General features: G+C 46.1%; 17 protein-coding genes. All 17 read left to right on the top strand.

What is annotated here, in order from left to right:
* The first annotated feature begins 674 nt into the window (after positions 1–674).
* The 17 genes from AB6E51_RS22050 to fliM all read left to right on the top strand — a co-directional run bounded on the left by AB6E51_RS22050 (position 675) and on the right by fliM (position 19,352).
* Positions 675–1,805 (top strand): flagellin, encoded by a 1,131-nt coding sequence (locus AB6E51_RS22050; protein WP_017066381.1) that lies wholly within the window; start codon positions 675–677, stop codon positions 1,803–1,805.
* Positions 1,806–1,886: 81 nt separating this feature from the next.
* Positions 1,887–2,312 (top strand): flagellar protein FlaG, encoded by a 426-nt coding sequence (gene flaG, locus AB6E51_RS22045; RefSeq protein WP_372058780.1) that lies wholly within the window; start codon positions 1,887–1,889, stop codon positions 2,310–2,312.
* A 22-nt stretch (positions 2,313–2,334) separates the two neighbouring features.
* Positions 2,335–4,362: a flagellar filament capping protein FliD gene (fliD, locus tag AB6E51_RS22040; protein WP_372058779.1), complete on the top strand. Its 2,028-nt coding sequence runs from the start codon at positions 2,335–2,337 to the stop codon at positions 4,360–4,362.
* A 3-nt stretch (positions 4,363–4,365) separates the two neighbouring features.
* Positions 4,366–4,671 (top strand): flagellar protein FliT, encoded by a 306-nt coding sequence (locus tag AB6E51_RS22035; RefSeq protein ID WP_017060688.1) that lies wholly within the window; start codon positions 4,366–4,368, stop codon positions 4,669–4,671.
* Positions 4,672–4,683: 12 nt separating this feature from the next.
* Positions 4,684–5,094, top strand: coding sequence for a flagellar export chaperone FliS (gene fliS / locus AB6E51_RS22030; RefSeq protein WP_004736194.1), 411 nt, complete (start codon positions 4,684–4,686; stop codon positions 5,092–5,094).
* 228 nt (positions 5,095–5,322) lie between these two features.
* The gene (locus AB6E51_RS22025) at positions 5,323–6,789 is read left to right on the top strand and encodes a sigma-54 dependent transcriptional regulator (RefSeq protein WP_102429081.1); all 1,467 of its coding nucleotides are present in this window, start codon (positions 5,323–5,325) and stop codon (positions 6,787–6,789) included.
* A 184-nt stretch (positions 6,790–6,973) separates the two neighbouring features.
* A complete protein-coding gene (locus AB6E51_RS22020) occupies positions 6,974–8,014 on the top strand; it encodes a PAS domain-containing sensor histidine kinase (RefSeq protein ID WP_372058777.1) in 1,041 nt (346 codons plus the stop codon).
* Between the two features lie 33 nt (positions 8,015–8,047).
* A complete protein-coding gene (locus tag AB6E51_RS22015) occupies positions 8,048–9,457 on the top strand; it encodes a sigma-54-dependent transcriptional regulator (protein ID WP_372058776.1) in 1,410 nt (469 codons plus the stop codon).
* 132 nt (positions 9,458–9,589) lie between these two features.
* The gene (gene fliE, locus AB6E51_RS22010) at positions 9,590–9,901 is read left to right on the top strand and encodes a flagellar hook-basal body complex protein FliE (protein WP_017060684.1); all 312 of its coding nucleotides are present in this window, start codon (positions 9,590–9,592) and stop codon (positions 9,899–9,901) included.
* 16 nt (positions 9,902–9,917) lie between these two features.
* Positions 9,918–11,660, top strand: a complete 1,743-nt coding sequence (gene fliF / locus AB6E51_RS22005) for a flagellar basal-body MS-ring/collar protein FliF (protein ID WP_017060683.1) — start codon at positions 9,918–9,920, stop codon at positions 11,658–11,660.
* Positions 11,653–12,714, top strand: a complete 1,062-nt coding sequence (gene fliG, locus AB6E51_RS22000; protein WP_017060682.1) for a flagellar motor switch protein FliG — start codon at positions 11,653–11,655, stop codon at positions 12,712–12,714. Before fliF ends, fliG begins: the two co-directional genes overlap by 8 nt.
* A gap of 124 nt (positions 12,715–12,838) precedes the next feature.
* Positions 12,839–13,639 carry a flagellar assembly protein FliH gene (fliH, locus tag AB6E51_RS21995; protein WP_017060681.1) on the top strand — a complete coding sequence of 267 codons (801 nt, stop codon included), beginning with the start codon at positions 12,839–12,841 and terminating at the stop codon, positions 13,637–13,639.
* Positions 13,639–14,958, top strand: a complete 1,320-nt coding sequence (gene fliI / locus AB6E51_RS21990; protein WP_102429082.1) for a flagellar protein export ATPase FliI — start codon at positions 13,639–13,641, stop codon at positions 14,956–14,958. Before fliH ends, fliI begins: the two co-directional genes overlap by 1 nt.
* Positions 14,959–14,977: 19 nt before the next feature.
* Entirely contained in the window at positions 14,978–15,415 is a 438-nt protein-coding gene (gene fliJ, locus AB6E51_RS21985; protein WP_372058775.1) for a flagellar export protein FliJ, read from the top strand.
* A 182-nt stretch (positions 15,416–15,597) separates the two neighbouring features.
* Positions 15,598–17,736, top strand: coding sequence for a flagellar hook-length control protein FliK (locus AB6E51_RS21980; protein WP_372058774.1), 2,139 nt, complete (start codon positions 15,598–15,600; stop codon positions 17,734–17,736).
* A 73-nt stretch (positions 17,737–17,809) separates the two neighbouring features.
* Positions 17,810–18,298, top strand: a complete 489-nt coding sequence (gene fliL / locus AB6E51_RS21975; protein ID WP_372058772.1) for a flagellar basal body-associated protein FliL — start codon at positions 17,810–17,812, stop codon at positions 18,296–18,298.
* Between the two features lie 7 nt (positions 18,299–18,305).
* Positions 18,306–19,352: a flagellar motor switch protein FliM gene (gene fliM, locus AB6E51_RS21970; RefSeq protein ID WP_372058770.1), complete on the top strand. Its 1,047-nt coding sequence runs from the start codon at positions 18,306–18,308 to the stop codon at positions 19,350–19,352.
* Positions 19,353–19,362: the final 10 nt, after the last annotated feature.

The raw sequence follows: 19,362 nt of genomic DNA, 5'->3' as shown, positions 1-19,362 counted from the left end.
AGTCTCAGATCCTTTCTCAAGCTTCAAGCTCGATTCTTGCTCAAGCGAAGCAAGCTCCGAACTCGGCACTTAGCCTACTAGGTTAATCGATTAAAAAGCCACGTTGACTATAAGCGTCAACGTTAGGCTTCCACAAATTAGCTCGAGGTGAGAGATGAGCGCTAAACAGACCCAGCTTCGGCTGGGTTTTTTATTGCCTGCAATTTGGAGAAGGGGGGAGTTTTGGTGTTGGTCGTTGATTGGAAAGCGAGATTCCCTATCACGCTCGCTCCTCACTGTAGGGAGTGACGGGAATTGGGAAATGATGGTTTCCTCGCTTACTACATCGAAGCAGTCTTTCGTCACCCCAGAATCGAGTAGAACGAGATATCAGGGATCTCTTCTGACTTTATATTCAACACTACGCTCATTAACTTAAATAATGGGGCAACTTTAGCGAATGTCGCCCTATTAATTGAAGCCCGATCACACTTTCCTTTGTTGTTGAAAAGAATATGAAAAAAAGCGCATTTTTTACTAAAGCTTCTAATTAAGGCGCCGTTAAAGGGATTGAGAGAAATGATATGTACCAATGTAAGGTGAGAGAGACACTGGTGCATAAACAAAATTGACATGTATTAGTGTGAGGTGAGAGTCACATAAGTACATTAAAAAATGCCTAAAGGAGATCAACTATGGCGATTAATGTAAGCACAAATGTGTCTGCAATGACGGCTCAGCGCTACCTAAATAGCGCGGCTGAAGGTACTCAAAAATCAATGGAGCGTTTGTCTTCTGGCTATAAAATCAATAGCGCAAAAGATGATGCTGCAGGCCTACAAATCTCTAACCGCTTAACGTCGCAAAGTCGTGGCCTAGATATGGCTGTGAAAAACGCGAATGACGGTATCTCTATTGCACAGACAGCTGAAGGTGCAATGAATGAGTCAACCAACATTCTGCAACGTATGCGTGACCTTTCTCTTCAATCTTCAAACGGTTCGAACAGCAAATCTGAACGTGTTGCGATCCAAGAAGAAGTCTCTGCTCTAAACACAGAACTTAACCGTATCGCTGAAACGACCTCTTTTGGTGGTAACAAGCTTCTGAACGGTACTTACGGCAGCCAATCTTTCCAAATCGGTGCTGACTCAGGTGAAGCAGTAATGCTATCTATGAGCAACATGCGTACTGACACTCAAGACATGGGTGGTAAGAGCTACGGCGTTACAGAAGGCAAAGATGCTTCTTGGCGTGTAGGTGCGGGTGCTGATTTAACAATCAAATACAACGATAAGTTTGGTGAAGCGCAAGAGCTATCTATCTCTGCTAAAGAAGGCAACGATATCGAAGAGCTAGCAACTTACATCAATGGTCAAAGCCAAGACGTTAAAGCGTCTGTGGGTGAAGGCGGTAAACTGCAACTTTTCGCTTCAAGCCAAAAAGTTGAAGGTGATGTTGAGTTTGGCGGCAGCCTTGCGGGCGAACTAGGTATCGGTGCTGGTAAAGACGTTACCGTTAACGATATCGACGTAACTTCTGTTGCAGGTGCAAACGAAGCAGTATCTATCATTGATGGTGCTCTAAAATCTGTTGATAGCCAACGTGCTTCTCTAGGTGCTTTCCAAAACCGTTTTGACCATGCAATCAGCAACTTAGACAACATCAACGAAAACGTTAATGCGTCTAAGAGCCGTATCAAAGATACCGATTACGCGAAAGAAACAACAGCTATGACGAAGTCTCAAATCCTACAACAGGCGAGTACTTCTATCCTAGCTCAAGCAAAACAGTCACCATCAGCAGCTCTAAGCTTATTGGGCTAAACTTACCTCGGTAAGTAGCGGTAAACTCTACTCTGGGTAGAGTTTTACTGTTTGGCTCATAAAGGAGGGAGGGAGAGTGTTATGGAAATATCATCCAACGCATCGAACATCCAGCTTTATGGCTCACCTAATGGCATTAAAATTGCAAGCGATGAAGGTAGTAGTGCGTCGAGCACTTCACGACTAAAAGAAGCAACACCTTATGACAAGGTAGAGAAATCGAAAGAGGAAGCTACCGAAGCGGCGATTCAATTAGCTCAACATAGACAAGAGCTGAATGATGAAGAGCGAGTCAAAATGGTGGAGAAGGTAAACGAGTTTATCTCCTCTCTCAATAAAGGTGTGGCTTTTAAGGTCGATGAAGAATCTGGGAGAGATGTGGTTACCATTTATGAGACCACAACCGGTGATATTATTCGCCAGATCCCTGATGAAGAAATGCTTGAAATTCTAAGACGCCTAGCAGCCCAAAACTCGAATAGTCGAATATTTGAGGTGAAGGTTTAAGTCGTATTATTGAGGTGATTTAATGAGTTTTGGCCCAATGGGGATTTCGTCTGGCATGGATATCAATTCCATGGTCAGCAAAATTGTTGATTCGGAGCGTGTACCTAAACAGCAACGAATCGACAATGAACGAACGCGAATCGATACCAGCATTAGTGCCTATGGAAGACTCAGAGAATCCCTTGATTCGATGAAAAACCTGATGACAAACTTTCGTCAGGAAAAAGCTTTTGCTGTGCGAACAGTGGAAAGTACCGATGAAGCGCTTGTCTCTGCAACCGCGACTACCGAAGCGATCGCTGGCAAATATGCCATCGATGTGTTGCAGCTTGCCCAAAGCCATAAAGTGGCTTCTGATGTACTGTCAGAGGACATGAAATTTGGCCCAGGTAAGCTGCAGGTTTCGCTTGGTGATGACAGCTTTGACGTGCAAGTTGGCGACAGATCGAGACTTATCGAAGTTGTTCGTGGTATCAACGGTGCAGATAGCAACCCAGGCGTTCGTGCATCTATTATCAACGATGTCGAAGGTCCAAGACTTATTATTGCCTCGAACCAGTCTGGTTCAGATCAGCAGATCAGCATTAATGTTGAGTCAGATGCTGCCAATCCCTTAAAAAAACTCGAATACAAAACGCTTGAAGAACGTGTTAAAGCGCTAGAGAAAGCGCGCGTTGCTGCTCAAGATATTCTAGCTCTAACCCCTGCAGGAAAAGCCGTTGAACTCATCGATGAAGTGATCGCTAGCGATGACCCAAATGCGAATGAAACACTCGATAAAGATGGCAATATCATCCCAGCAGCCCAAACCGATTCTACTTCAGATGTTGACGGAGACTCTAAAAGTCTCAGCTACGGTGAGCAAGCAGCCGCCGACGGCCAAGCCGCCCTAGACGCAGCTCAAGCGGCAAAGTCTGTGATGCCTGAAGATAATATCCCTGGCTGGACTGAAACCGCGTCAGGTACGCTTTTAGATTCTTACTACACACCAGAACTTGAGCTTGATGAAAAAGCGATAGAGAAGGCACCCGATGTGCCGGGGTGGTCAAATGCTGCCTCAGGTACGTTGACGGATTCCTACGTGACACCGAAAGAAGCCCAACAAAAGCTTGAGGCTGAGCAAGCGCGTATCGAAGAGAAGATTTCACAAGAAAAAGCGGAGTTGGCTGAGAAAGTTCAAAAAGGCGAACTCACCGCAGAGCAAGCCAAGAAAATTGAGCGTGCCAAATTAGAACCCGAAGAGCGCGAGCTCTTAGAGAAGGTCGATAAAGCGCAAGCAGATCTTGAACAAGCACAGCAATCTTTTGATACCTATAGTGGAATGACTGAAGTTCAGGCTGGCCAAGATTCTATGGTTGTCCTAGATGGTGTTGCTCAACTCTCTAGTAATAACAATGTGATTGAAGATGCCATTGAAGGTATTGATATTACGGTGAAAGGAAAAACGCCAAAAGATAAGCCGCCGGCAGAAATTGGTGTGGAGTACGACCGTAATAGTGTTCGCCAAGACATTGAAGCTTTTGTTAATTCTTATAATCAGTTTTACCAAGTGTCTAAAAACTTGGCGGGTGTTGACCCAACGACTGGCCAAAAAGGCCCGCTGTCTGGTGACAGTACCGTGCGTAACGCCGACTCACGATTAAAAGGTGTGTTCTCATCAAGCATTGAAGGCGCGCCTGATAACCTAAAATCTTTGACCGAGTTTGGTATCACGACCACAAGACAAGGCTCGTTAGAAATCAACTACGACATGCTTGACCGTCAACTTAACAATAACTTTGATAAGTTGGGTGAGTTCTTTGGTGGCAACAACGGCTTCGCCAAAAAAGTGGAAGACGCGATTCAAGGCATTACAGGTATCACGGGTTCAATCCGTACTCGAGAAAAGAGCTTGGTCGAGCAAAATTACCGCCTAGCAGATGACCAAAGCGCGCTTGACCGCCGCATGGACAGCCTTGAGAGCCGTACCCACTCTAAGTTCACGGCCATGCAAGATGCGACCAGTAAGATGCAATCTCAACTGGGCAGTATGATGAATGCGTTGGGCTAATAGATGAATAGCCAGCTACAAGAGCTTTGTGAACTCGATCAACTAATTATCTCTAAACTGGAATTTAGTGAAATTAATGCTGAAGAAATAACGCAGCTTGTCGATAACAGAGAACAGTTATTGCAAAACGTGCTTCAAATAATCGACTCACATCCCGACGTTAAGCAAAGTTCTGAATGGTTTGAAGCCATTACCAGAACCAGAAAATTAGTCGAATTGATGCAGTCTGAGACGAGTCGAGTAGGTAAGACCCTACATAAATACCGTCACGGCGCTAAATCAGTTCAACAATACAAAAAGTTTCTATAGAAGAGGTTTACTATGCGCGGTTCTTTACAGGCATATAAAAAGGTATCAGTGGATAGTCAGCTAACGGCTGCCTCACCGCATAAGATTGTACAAATGCTAATGGCCGGTGCTATCGAGCGTTTGATTCAAGGCAAAGCGGCAATGCAAGCAGGCAACATCCCAGTGAAAGGTGAGCGACTTGGTAAGGCTCTAGATATCATTATTAGCCTACGTAGTTGCCTATCTATGGACGATGGTGGCGATATTGCGAAAAACCTAGATCAACTTTATGAGTTCATGATCACGCAAATTTCTGCGGCAAATCACAAAAATGACCCACAGCCTATTGATGATGTTATCGATATTATTCGCGAAATTAAGAGCGCTTGGGACCAAATTCCGAACGAATATCACAACTTGACGTCCGCTGACGTAGGTATTTAAAGAAAAATTGCAGTTTTAACCAATCTCATATCCCTTAATTGGTTGGTTGCCTTATTTTTTTAATCAAATAAAATAGAAGCCATTAGATAGCCTAATGGCTTTTTTCGTTGCTGATTTCCTAAATTTGTCCACGTAGACCATAATCATTGATACTTTTCATTGTTTTATAGACTACGTCGCTCACCGTTTTTCTGCATCGCACCAAAATAAAGGCAATAATTCCTACTTATGCAAGGTTTGGCAAAACTGCTTGTCGTCGACGATAGCGCTCAAGATCGTCACAATTTAAGCACAATATTAGAGTTTGTAGGAGAGAGCTGCGAAGTAATCAGCTCTGAACAAGCACGTAAAGTTGACTGGTCACTACAGTGGGCCGGCTGCATTATTGGTACCATTAAAGGTAAAGGCTTCAACGCATTACTGAATGAAAAGCTTGTTCACGCCAATCACATCCCTTTACTGGTGATTGGCAAAAACAATCACCCGGTTGACGAGTTGACTAACTATGTTGGTGAGCTTGAACTTCCTCTTAACTACCCTCAATTAAGTGATGCATTAAGACACTGTAAAGACTTCTTAGGTCGCAAAGGTGTTCAAGTGGTGTCTTCGGCACGCAAGAACACTCTATTTCGTAGCCTAGTAGGACAAAGTGCTGGCATTCAAGAAGTACGTCACTTAATTGAACAAGTCTCTTCTACGGAAGCGAACGTGCTGATTCTTGGTGAATCTGGTACCGGTAAAGAAGTTGTAGCGCGTAATATTCACTATCACTCTAAACGTCGTACTGGGCCTTTCGTGCCGGTAAACTGTGGTGCTATCCCACCAGATTTACTTGAGAGTGAATTGTTTGGTCATGAGAAGGGCGCGTTTACTGGTGCGATTACCGCACGTAAAGGTCGTTTTGAATTGGCTGAGGGTGGCACACTGTTTCTTGATGAAATTGGCGATATGCCAATGGCGATGCAAGTTAAGTTGTTGCGTGTACTGCAAGAGCGATGCTTTGAACGCGTCGGTGGTAACAGCACCATACAAGCTGATGTTCGTGTGATTGCGGCAACCCACCGCAACCTTGAAGATATGATCGATGATGATTTGTTCCGTGAAGATCTTTACTACCGCTTGAACGTATTCCCAATCGAAATGCCGGCGCTTCAGGACCGTAAAGAAGATATTCCACTGTTGCTTCAAGAGTTGATGACTCGAATGGAAGCGGAAGGCAGCATGCCTATCTGCTTTACCGCTCGTGCGATTAACTCTCTAATGGAGCACTACTGGCCAGGTAACGTTCGTGAATTAGCGAACCTGGTTGAGCGAATGGTTATCCTATATCCAAACAGCTTGGTTGATGTGAATCACCTGCCAACTAAATATCGATACAGCGATATTCCTGAGTTCCAGCCTGAGTTTAATAGCTTTGTATCTGAAGAAGAGCAAGAGCGTGATGCACTTGCTGACTTATTCTCAGAAGATTTCAGTTTTGATCAGCAAGATGATATTGCCGACAATGCTAATGCGCCTCAAGAGTTACCGCCAGAAGGGGTTAACTTGAAAGAGCTACTCGCGGATATGGAAGTGAATATGATCAATCAAGCGTTGGAAGCGCAGGGCGGCATTGTTGCTCGTGCTGCTGACATGCTTGGAATGCGTAGAACCACTCTGGTTGAAAAAATGCGTAAATATAACTTGCAGCGATAGTGTCCAGTTTTCGATGAAAACGAAAAACTAGCACACACTTTTTAGCTATTTGGTAACTCTAGCTAAGTGAACAGATAAACCATAGTCGAGTTGTTGCTTGCTTAACTATGTGATAAATATAGCAAATAGCCTGACTCGTGTTGTACGTCTCAGGCTGTTTTAGTATTTGAGGCAAATTTTTGACATGCGCGTATCTAACGAACCAGAAAATCAATCACACCTAGATTCTGTTGAACAGCAGGTTGAGCGCTATAAGCAAGTACTCGACGTGATGCCAGCAGGGGTTATCTTGTTAGATACACACGGCGAAGTGAGAGAAGCGAACCCTGAAGCGCATCGTATTCTTGGTGTTGAGTTGGTTGGCGAGAAGTGGTTTTCAGTGATTCAAAGTGCCTTTGACCCAAAAGACGATGACGGTCATGAGATCTCATTGAAGAACGGGCGAAAAGTGCGTTTGGCGATTTCAGCCTCTACCACGGGTCAGCTGATTTTGATTACCGATCTGACCGAGACCCGACTATTGCAGTCTCGCGTGAGTGATCTTCAGCGTTTGTCTTCATTAGGTAGAATGGTGGCCTCGCTTGCCCATCAAGTGCGAACGCCGCTTTCAAGTGCGATGCTGTATGCATCAAACCTTGCCGCGCCAAATCTGCCGCCGGCAACAAAAACGCGTTTTCAATCTAAGCTTATGGATAGATTGCATGACTTAGAGAAGCAAGTGAACGACATGCTGTTGTTTGCCAAAGGTGGTGACAACAAAGTCGTTAAGCCATTTACTGTGGCTGAATTGATCACTGAATTTCACCCTATGGTGGAAGCGGCATTGAAAACTAACCAGATTGATTATTGCCAAGAAGTTGAGGGCGAACAGACTCAAATGTTCGGCAACGCCAATGCTATCGCCTCAGCGTTAAGCAACCTAGTGTTGAACGCGGTTCAAATTGCGGGTAAGGAATCGCAGATCGATGTGTTTTTTAGGCCCGTAAATGGCGAGCTTAAGATATCAGTGCAAGACAGTGGCCCCGGCGTACCGAAAGAGCTTCAAGGTAAAATAATGGAACCCTTCTTTACCACTCGTTCACAAGGTACAGGTCTAGGCTTAGCGGTTGTACAAATGGTATGTCGAGCACATGAAGGCCGACTGGAATTGATATCAGAAGAAGGCGACGGCGCATGCTTTACCATGTGTCTACCGCTTGAAAGAAGTGCTTCTTATGAAGACTAATAAGTTTTAACTGAATTTACACTGGAGAATCCTATGGCTCAAAGCAAAGTGTTAATCGTCGAAGATGATGAAGGTCTACGCGAAGCCCTTGTCGACACACTCGCGCTTGCTGGCTATGAATGGCTGGAAGCGGATTGTGCGGAAGATGCTCTGGTCAAATTAAAATCGAACTCCGTTGATATTGTCGTATCTGACGTGCAGATGGCGGGCATGGGTGGCTTGGCACTATTGAGAAACATTAAGCAGCATTGGCCAAATTTGCCGGTATTGCTAATGACAGCGTACGCCAACATCGAAGATGCCGTTGCTGCAATGAAAGAGGGCGCTATCGACTATATGGCAAAGCCATTTGCGCCAGAAGTGCTGCTCAACATGGTCAGCCGTTATGCGCCTGTAAAGTCGGATGACAACGGCGACGCTATCGTTGCTGATGAAAAAAGTATCAAGCTAATGATGCTGGCTGATAAAGTTGCGAAAACCGATGCCAACGTCATGGTGTTGGGCCCGAGTGGTTCTGGTAAAGAGGTGATGTCTCGCTACATTCACAATGCTTCTAGCCGAAAAGATGGCCCGTTTGTCGCGATTAACTGCGCGGCGATCCCAGACAACATGTTAGAAGCGACCCTGTTTGGTTATGAAAAAGGCGCATTTACTGGCGCTATTCAAGCTTGCCCGGGGAAATTCGAGCAAGCGCAGGGCGGTACAATTCTGTTGGATGAGATCAGTGAAATGGATCTTAGCCTACAAGCCAAACTACTGCGTGTTTTGCAAGAGCGCGAAGTTGAGCGATTAGGTAGTCGTAAGAGCATCAAATTGGATGTTCGTGTATTAGCGACCAGTAACAGAGACCTTAAACAGTATGTTTCTGAAGGGAATTTCCGTGAGGATTTATACTACCGCCTGAATGTATTCCCAATTTCTTGGCCACCACTGTGTGAGCGTAAAGGCGATATTGAGCCTTTAGCCAAGCACTTAGTTGAGCGCCACTGCACCAAACTTGGTATGCCTGTACCCGTTATGTCAGCACAAGCGATCAGCAAACTCGTCAATTATCTGTGGCCGGGCAATGTTCGCGAATTAGACAATGTGGTACAGCGTGCGCTAATATTGAGCGAACAAGAGAACATCTCTGGTGAGCATATCCTTCTTGAAGGTGTCGATTGGCAAGACGCAAGCAGCCTACAACAAATCGTCGAAGGCAGTGACGTAGCTGCGCCAGAAATTAAGCCTATTGCCGAAGCAAACCCAATCAATAAAATCGCGGCTAGCAGCGAAGGGTTAGGTAATGAGCTTAGAGATCAAGAGTATGCGATCATTCTTGAAACCCTGATTGCATGTAATGGCCGACGCAAAGATATGGCTGAAAAACTGGGCATTAGCCCTCGTACACTGCGTTACAAGTTGGCTAAAATGCGCGATGCTGGAATAGATATCCCAAACTGAGGATAGATTAGTAGTGTCAGCTTTCTGACTAGTGTAATACGATATCTAGTCAATTAAATGTGTGGCACGCTAATTGCTCTGTCAATAATATAGCTAAATAGATGGTCATAATTTTGACTCCTGAGGTAGTAGATGAGAATAGATGGTTTACAAGGCGAAATGCAGGCAATGATGGTCGAAGCTGCCAGCGCGCGTCCCGCAGCAACGGGGCAAGCGGTCGGTGCAGATTTTGGCAACATGCTGACTAATGCCATCAATAATGTGAACTCATTACAAAAGACCTCAGGTGATCTTCAAGCTCGTTTTGATAGTGGCGACCAAAGCGTATCCCTATCGGACGTGATGATTGCTCGTAATAAATCTAGTGTGGCTTTTGAGGCGACGATCCAAATTAGAAATAAATTGGTCGAATCGTACAAAGAGCTGATGAATATGCCGGTATAAGTTAGGTAGTTAAATAGTGGCAGATAATAGTCAAACAACAGATTTAACCGTAAGCGATAGCAACGACCATGCACTTATTGCAGGCTCTGAGCTAGACGGAGAAGGGCAAAATCCCGATCTAGGTGAACGCAGTTCATCGAAGTTCGATATGGCTGTCGGTGATCTTGATTTACTTCGTCAGGTCGTCTTAGTCCTTTCTATCTCTATCTGTGTAGCGCTGATTGTGATGCTGTTTTTCTGGGTAAAAGAGCCAGAAATGCGTCCATTAGGGGCTTACGAAACAGAAGAATTGATCCCCGTTCTTGATTACTTAGATCTGCAAAAGATCGATTACACGCTTGAAGGCAATACCATCTCAGTACCGGCGAGTGAGTACAACTCATTAAAGCTTAATATGGTACGAGCGGGTTTGAATCAAGAGCGAAACGCGGGTGATGACATCCTTATGCAAGACATGGGTTTTGGTGTATCACAACGTTTAGAACAAGAACGCCTTAAATTAAGCCGCGAAAGACAACTTGCCAAAGCCATTGAGCAGATGAAACAGGTGCGTAAAGCTCAGGTTTTATTGGCCCTGCCGAAGCAGAGTGTTTTTGTACGTCATAATCAAGAAGCCTCTGCTTCTGTATTCCTAACTCTAAAAACAGGTACTAACCTCAAGCAGCAAGAAGTTGATTCTGTTGTGGATATGGTGGCAAGTGCCGTTCCGGGAATGAAAACCTCACGTATTACGGTGACCGATCAGCATGGCCGATTGTTGAGCTCAGGCTCTCAAGACCCTATGTCAGCGGCGCGTCGTAAAGAACATGAGTTAGAGCGCAATCAAGAACAAGCGCTGCGTGAAAAAATTGACTCCATTCTGATTCCTATTCTTGGGTTTGGTAACTACACCGCTCAGGTTGATATCCAGCTCGATTTCAGTGCTGTGGAGCAAACCAGAAAACGTTTTGATCCGAATACACCGGCGACTCGAAGTGAATACACCTTAGAAGATTACAACAATGGAAATACGGTGGCGGGTATTCCGGGTGCGTTGAGTAACCAGCCTCCAGCGGATGCCTCAATTCCACAAGATGTGGCTCAGATGAAAGACGGCGCGATGACAGGTCAAGGCTCTGTTCACAAAGAAGCGACTCGAAACTTTGAGCTAGACACCACCATCAGTCATGAACGTAAACAGAGCGGCACGGTTAATCGTCAGACGGTTTCTGTTGCGATCAAAGACCGCCAATCCTTGAACCCAGATACGGGTGAAGTGGTTCATACGCCAATCCCGGCGAGCGAAATCAATGCGATTCGCCAAGTACTGATTGGTACGGTGGGCTTTGATGAAACTCGTGGTGATTTGCTCAACGTATTAAGCATGCAGTTTGCACCTCAAGTAACAGATGTTGTTGCTGATGTGCCAATCTGGGAACATCCAAACTTCAATGATTGGGTTCGTTGGTTTGCAAGTGCCTTGGTTATCATTGTGGTGGTGTTGGTACTTGTTCGCCCTGCAATGAAGAAACTGCTTAACCCAGCAGCAGACAACGATGAACAGATGTACGGACCTGATGGCATGCCAATTGGTGCCGACGGCGAAACCAGCTTAATTGGTGGTGATATTGAAGGTGGTGAGCTGTTTGAATTTGGTTCAAGTATCGACTTACCAAACCTTCATAAAGACGAGGACGTGCTGAAAGCAGTACGTGCACTTGTAGCGAATGAACCAGAGCTAGCAGCTCAAGTAGTTAAGAATTGGATGGTAGATGGCTAACGAAATAGTTCCACAACAAACTGAAGGCGGTGAAGTGCTTGATGTATCTAGCGTGGATATCGGCTCTATCTCAGGCGATGAGCGCGCTGCGATCTTGTTGCTCAGTTTAAATGAAGAAGATGCTGCTGGTATTATTCGTCACCTAGAGCCAAAGCAGGTTCAGCGTGTGGGTAGTGCGATGGCGCGAGCTACAGACCTATCCCAAGAGAAAGTAGGCGCTGTGCACCGTGCTTTCTTAGATGATATTCAGAAGTACACCAACATTGGTATGGGCAGCGAAGACTTCATGCGTAATGCGTTAGTTGCTGCTCTGGGTGAAGACAAGGCGAATAACCTTGTTGACCAAATCCTTCTCGGCACAGGTTCGAAAGGTTTGGATTCGCTTAAGTGGATGGATCCTCGTCAGGTGGCGAGCATTATCATCAACGAGCACCCTCAAATTCAAACTATTGTGTTGTCGTACCTCGATGCCGATCAATCGGCTGAGATCCTGTCTCAGTTCCCAGAGCGAGTTCGTCTGGATCTGATGATGCGTATTGCCAACCTTGAAGAAGTTCAACCTTCGGCGCTTGCTGAACTGAATGAAATCATGGAGAAACAGTTCGCGGGTCAAGCGGGTGCTCAAGCTGCCAAAATTGGTGGCCTGAAAGCCGCGGCTGAGATCATGAACTACATGGATAACAACGTGGAAGGCGTCTTGATGGATCAAATCCGTGACCAAGACGAAGACATGGCAACACAGATTCAAGATCTGATGTTTGTCTTTGAAAACCTTATTGAAGTTGATGACCAAGGTGTTCAACGACTACTACGTGATGTTCCACAAGATATTCTACAGAAAGCACTTAAAGGTGCAGATGAAGGTCTACGTGAGAAGATCTTCAAGAACATGTCTAAACGTGCTGCCGATATGATGAGAGACGATATTGAGGCGATGCCGCCAGTCAAAGTCTCTGATGTTGAAGCGGCTCAGAAAGAGATTTTGGGTATCGCGAGGAAGATGGCAGACAGTGGCGAAATTATGCTGTCTGGTGGCGCCGACGAGTTCCTTTAATACAGAAATCTCAAAAGCCCCACACTGTTGGGGCTTTTCTTTATCCAATCTCGAACCACAGATTAACTCAGTTTAACTGCTTGAATTCACAATACAGTTAAGCCACTCATAGATAGGTACTGATATGTCAGGTGATAGAAAACGCGGCTTCCTTCGCCCTGAAGAAGATAATACGGTTGCCCAACCTCAGAAATGGGGGCTGCCTGACTACACCTCTGACGTGAGCAAACAAGCCAAAGAAACCGCTTTTAACTACGACCCTAGTTGGATGCCAACGGTTGAAGAAGCCATTGAAGATGAAGAGCTGGTTCTGACTGAAGAGCAAATCGAGCTGATTAAACAAGGCGCTTATCAGGAAGGGCTGCATCAAGGCCAAGAGGCGGGCTTTAAGCAAGGCTATGAAAAAGGCAAAGAAGAAGGTTTTGCTGCCGGTCACGAAGAAGGCAACGAAGCCGGCAAGCTTGAAGGCGTAACCGCGGGTCAAGAGTACATTCAACAGCAGGTGGCCGTCTTCATGGGGCTGGCAAACCAGTTCGCTCAACCATTAGAGTTGATGAACGCTCAGGTGGAGAAGCAATTGGTCGACATGGTGCTTACCATGGTCAAAGAAGTGGTTCATGTTGAAGTGCAAACCAACCCACAAATCATATTAGATACCGTTAAAGAATCGGTAGAGTCGCTGCCGATTTCTGGTCACGCAATCACATTGAAACTCAATCCGGAAGATGTGGCGATCATTCGCTCTGCGTATGGCGAGACTGAATTGGACTGCCGTAATTGGACGCTGGTCGCAGAGCCAGCACTCAACCGTGGTGATGTACAAATTGAAGCGGGTGAGTCGAGCGTTAACTACCGCATGGAAGATCGTGTAAAGAACGTTATTCAAAATTTCTGCGGCGCAAATCGTCACCAAGGTCATGAGTAATGCTTGAGTTAGTGAATCGTCTCAGTCAGTACAAAGTCGAGGGGCTAAAATCGCGACCAATTGCCTCTGGTAAATTAGTACGCGTTGTTGGCTTAACGCTTGAAGCGACCGGCTGTAAAGCGCCAATCGGCAGTTTGTGTTTAGTCGAAACCATGTCTGGTCAGATGGAAGCCGAAGTCGTCGGTTTCTCTGGCGATAACCTATTTTTGATGCCGAGTGAGCAAATCACCGGGATCTTACCTGGCGCTCGCGTCACGCCAATGACTACCGAAAGTGGTATCCCTGTTGGAATGGAACTGCTCGGTCGAGTGATCGACGGCGTAGGTAATCCACTCGACGGTTTAGGTCCAATCTATACAGAGCAACGCGCTTCATTTAATGCGGAGCCAATCAACCCGTTAGCTCGTAAACCGATTTCTGAACCACTCGATGTCGGCTTGAAAGCCATTAATGGTTTGCTAACCGTGGGTAAAGGGCAACGTATCGGTCTGTTTGCTGGCTCTGGTGTCGGTAAATCCGTAACTCTGGGCATGATGACTCGAGGCACAACTGCGCAAGTAGTGGTCGTAGGCCTAATCGGTGAGCGTGGACGAGAAGTTAAAGAATTTATTGAAGAGATTCTTGGTGAAGATGGCCGTAAGCGTTCGGTTGTTGTTGCCGCTCCTGCCGACTCATCACCATTGATGCGCTTAAAAGGCTGTCAAACCGCGTTGGCTGTCGCCGAGTACTTCCGCGACCAAGGCTTAGATGTTCTGCTACTCATGGATTCATTGACCCGCTTTGCTCAAGCTCAGCGTGAAATTGCTCTGTCTGTGGGTGAGCCGCCAGCAACCAAGGGCTATCCGCCATCAGTCTTCGCTAAGCTTCCTGCGCTGGTGGAACGAGCAGGTAACGGCAATGATGAACAAGGTTCTATCACGGCTTTCTTTACCGTGTTAACCGAAGGCGATGACTTACAAGATCCGATTGCGGATGCGTCGCGAGCAATTCTCGATGGTCACGTTGTGTTATCTCGTGAGATGGCCGATGCCGGTCACTACCCAGCGATTGACGTTGAGAAATCCGTCAGTCGTGTTATGCCGCAAATCACCACTGAAGAACATGTCTTGATGTCGAAAGCGGTAAGGCAAGTGCTGTCTATCTGCCGTAAAAACCAAGATTTGGTGTCGATTGGTGCTTACAAGCCAGGAACGGATCCAGCAATCGATAGTGCCTTCACGTTGAAACCAAAACTGGATGAGTACTTGCAGCAGAAGATGAAAGAGACCGTCCCATACGACATGTGCGTCAACATGTTGAAACATGTATTGGGTGGCTAACGGGTGAATAAGGTTAGTCATGGATAACGCATTAGAATTTTTGCTCGATCAAGCCAAAGATCAAGAGAACCAAGCGGTACTTGCGCTCAACAAAGCGAACTCTGAGCTGCAAGGCTACTATGAGCAGGTTGCGCAGATTGAAAAGTATCGACTGGACTACTGTCAGCAGCTCGTTGACCGCGGCAAGGCAGGCTTAACGGCGAGCCAATATGGTCACTTGAACCGCTTCTTAACTCAGTTGGATGAAACATTATCCAAACAGAGAGAAGCCGAGCACCACTTTGAAAATCAAGTCGACAACTGCCAAAGCTACTGGATGGAGTTACGCAAAAAACGTAAATCCTACGAGTGGTTGATGGAGAAAAAGCAGAAAGAGAAAGCAAAGCTGCAAGATCGAAGAGAACAAAAGCAAATGGATGAGTTTTCGACTCTGTTATACAGCCGAAAGAAGATGTGATCCTAAGCCACGAATGACGTCAGTGCTGTTCTCTATATTGTGAAAACCGAACTTATAGGCATGTTTCTTGCTCCGTTTTATATAAAATTGCGCGTTATGCCCACCAAAGGCATGAAAAGCATCCGACTTTCTTTTTGTTGCCTGATTCATGGCAGCAAAGCTAGTAGATAGAGCTTGTATATATGAATGTTAGTCTTTCCTCAAATTCAGCGACCAACAAAATGTCATCGTTGTTGGACACCGGTTCTGCCTCTTCCAAGGTAGAAGAAACCGGCGACTCTAAAGGTTTCTTTGAGTCCTTTAAAGAAGCGCTCGGCTTTGAAGAAAGTGACAGTAAAGTCGCAGCAAAAGACACAGAAAGCACTGCGAAACCTGATACTAAACAGACATCTACCGAAGGTGAAGCGTCAGCCGAAGCGAACAAAGGTGATTCCGCTGAATCAAAGGCTACTGACGAAGTGAGCGAAGCGCAAAGCAAGCAAGCAGCTTCAGAAGTAGAAGGCGAGAAAGCTGCTGATAAAACATCAGCAGAGGCTGCGTCTGGATCTGAGGCTCAGCTCAAAGCCAATTCGGGCACTGATAGCACTGTCGCTGATAAGACTGTTGCAGATGGTAAAGATGCGCAGGATACGACTAACGAATCTAAAGAACATATTGCTCAATCCCAAACTCAGGGTCCATCAGCGGTAGATGGTGCTACGCAGGCATCGCAAGCCAATGCAGCGATGAGCGAAGGCAATAAATTGCTTGGTCAATTGGATGAGGCAAACAAAACCCTAAATCAAGCGCCAAACGGCAAAGGCTTGCCTCAGCAAGTGAAGGCCGATGAAGCTCAAGGCAAGATTGTAGGTGCGACTGCTGTGGGCGTTCTTGCGACCGACACCGTGGGTAAACCGGCACAACAAATCAATGCAGTAAACCAAGAAAACGGTCTTGAGGTCGATTCTGAAATTGCCGTGCTTACTGGAGGTAAGGGTGTTTCACAGTTGACTGATGATGAAATTCGACAGTTGATGGATAAAGGCGTCACTCCAGAACAAATTGAAGCGAGTATGAGCCGAGAGTTGCGCCAAAAGAACGCGGCCAGTGCGGTTGCTGCCGATCAGAGTCAAGCACTCTCAGCAGCGGATATGGAACTTGCAAAACAGGTTGATGCCCATACCAAAGCGTTAAACCAATTGAATGGACAGATCGAATCAGAACAGTCTGTTGTCGATGGTCTGGTTCAAAAGCAACAAAGTGGCGCTAAGTTGACGGTCGATGAGCAAGCTGCGCTGGCTCAAGCAACCTCTAACTTAGAAGTATTGAATCAACAGCTAACCAATGTTCAACAGCAAGCAACGGCTTTACTAAGCCAAGCTCCGAACGTGAACAGCACACCCGGTGAACCTGCCGCTATTGATTGGGACAACAGTGATTCAAATGAAGCCAAAGCCTTAGCCGCGGTGGCATCAACAGCGGCAGTAGCGACGGCTGCACAACAAGTATCAGCGCAGGCCGCTTCTCAATCAGCAAACAATGCTCTTACGGACAAGGCGGCAATGCTGCACGCCAATAATGCGCATGCGGCTCAACAGGCAGCGGCTCAGCAATTACAACAAGGGAATGCCGCTCCAATGCAGCAGCAAGCGGCTTTAGACCCAAGCTTAACGGCACAAAGCTTAGCGATGAATGCAACGCCAGCGGCCACAAAAGCAAGCTCGACTGACGCGCTTCTTAAAGCGGGAGCTGGTGCCGCTGCATTGTCTGGTTTGGGTAAAGCGGGTGCTAAAGAAGATTCTAAAGACTCGACCTTGGCCCAGCAGATCGCTTTTGCGGCTGGTGCACAAGGTACAGCAACGGTTGGTTCAGCACCTACACGAGCTGAAATTCAAGCTGCTCAACAAGCGCCTTTACAGCTCACCAAAGAGCTAGCCAATGAGCAGGTCGCGGAAAAAGTCCAAATGATGATGTCTAAGAACCTCAAGAACTTGGACATTCGTCTCGACCCACCAGAATTGGGTCAGATGAAAATCCGCATGACCATGAATAATGATGTGGCGAACGTGCACTTTACGGTTAGTAATCAACAGGCAAGAGATGTGATTGAACAAACCTTACCTCGCCTGAGGGAGATGCTTGCTCAACAAGGCCTACAGTTAGCCGATTCGTCAGTTCAGCAACAGAGCTCTGGTCAGGGACAGGATAGATACAACAATGGTGAGCAACAATCCGGCACTAACCGCACAAATGATGGCCAAGGTGATGAAAACCTTGATAGTGGCAGCAATCTTGAATTGAATGTCGCATCAAAGCGTGATGGAATTAGTTATTATGCCTAATATCAGGCTAAGAACGATTGGTTGATAGAAAGAACCATCAGTTAATCGAAAGAACAGGAAGTTAGAGTAAAGTATGGCAGAAGAACAAGATGCACCTAAAGGGAAGAGCAAGCTCCTTATCATCATTATAGCGGTAGTCGCTTTGCTGCTTGGCATAGGTGGTGCGCTGTTCTTTTTCTTAGGCTCCGATGATAGTGCCTCTGAATCTCAGTCTCAGCCAGCCACCGCAGTGGTCGCAGCAGAGCCTGTCATGTATGTTAATATTCCTCAGCCTTTCTTGTTTAATGTGACGGGGGATAAAAAAGATCGCCTAGTTCAGATAAAAGCACAGCTGATGGTACGTGGTAGTAAGAATGAAGACCTCGCACGTTACCACTCTCCACTCGTAGAAAGTACGCTACTGGCCACGTTCGCTTCGGCAACGGTCGATCAATTACGCTCACCCACTGGGCGAATTGAACTGCGTGACAAGGCAACTGAAGATATTAAAGCAAGTCTGGCTCAAGCTGTTGGCCAGCCTGTGATTGAAAAAGTGTTATTCACTGACTTCGTAATTCAATAGGTAATTTGTGACCGATTTATTAAGCCAAGACGAAATTGATGCGCTATTACATGGCGTTGATGATGTTGAAGAAGTTGAAGATGTCTTAGAAACCGAGAATGACAGTGCAGTCAATTTCGACTTCTCATCTCAAGATCGAATCGTCCGTGGTCGAATGCCGACCCTTGAACTTATTAACGAGCGCTTCGCACGTCATATGCGAATCAGTTTGTTCAATATGTTACGTAAAACGGCTGAAGTGTCGATCAATGGCGTACAAATGATGAAGTTTGGTGAGTACCAAAACACATTGTATGTACCCACTAGTTTAAACATGGTTCGTTTCCGCCCGTTGAAAGGTACGGCGCTGATCACTATGGAAGCACGCCTTGTATTTATTCTTGTAGAAAACTTTTTCGGTGGTGACGGCCGTTTCCACGCCAAGATTGAAGGTCGTGAATTCACGCCAACAGAAAGACGAATTATTCAGTTACTGCTGAAAATTGTTTTTGAAGATTACAAAGAAGCTTGGTCGCCAGTGATGGGGGTTGAGTTTGAATACTTGGATTCCGAAGTGAACCCAAGTATGGCGAACATTGTGAGCCCAACCGAAGTGATTGTTGTGAGTTCGTTCCACATTGAAGTGGATGGCGGTGGTGGTGACTTCCACGTTGTCATGCCTTACTCCATGGTTGAGCCGATCCGTGAACTGCTTGATGCGGGTGTTCAATCAGACAAGATGGAAACCGATGTTCGTTGGAGTACCGCACTGCGTGATGAGATCATGGATGTGCCCGTCAATTTCCGCGTGAATTTGCTAGAGCAAGATATTTCCCTTCGTGATCTGATGGAGCTGCGCCCTGGTGATGTTATCCCAATGAACATGCCTGAGCACGCAACCATGTTTGTCGAAGAACTGCCGACTTATCGTGTGAAAATGGGCCGTTCTGGTGAGAAGCTTGCAGTACAGATTTCGGAAAAAATTCAAAGACCACATGTGGTTAAAACTGATCTCGCTTTTCTAGGTAAAGACTTATTGTCTGAGCTCGAAAACAGTGATGATGACGACGAATAGTAAAATAGAT

This window comes from Vibrio sp. 10N.247.311.47 (genome assembly GCF_041467535.1).
GTDB classification, from domain to species: domain Bacteria; phylum Pseudomonadota; class Gammaproteobacteria; order Enterobacterales; family Vibrionaceae; genus Vibrio; species Vibrio crassostreae_C.
Note: the sequence above shows the minus strand (reverse complement) of the source record. Positions and strands in the feature narration are given on the sequence as shown.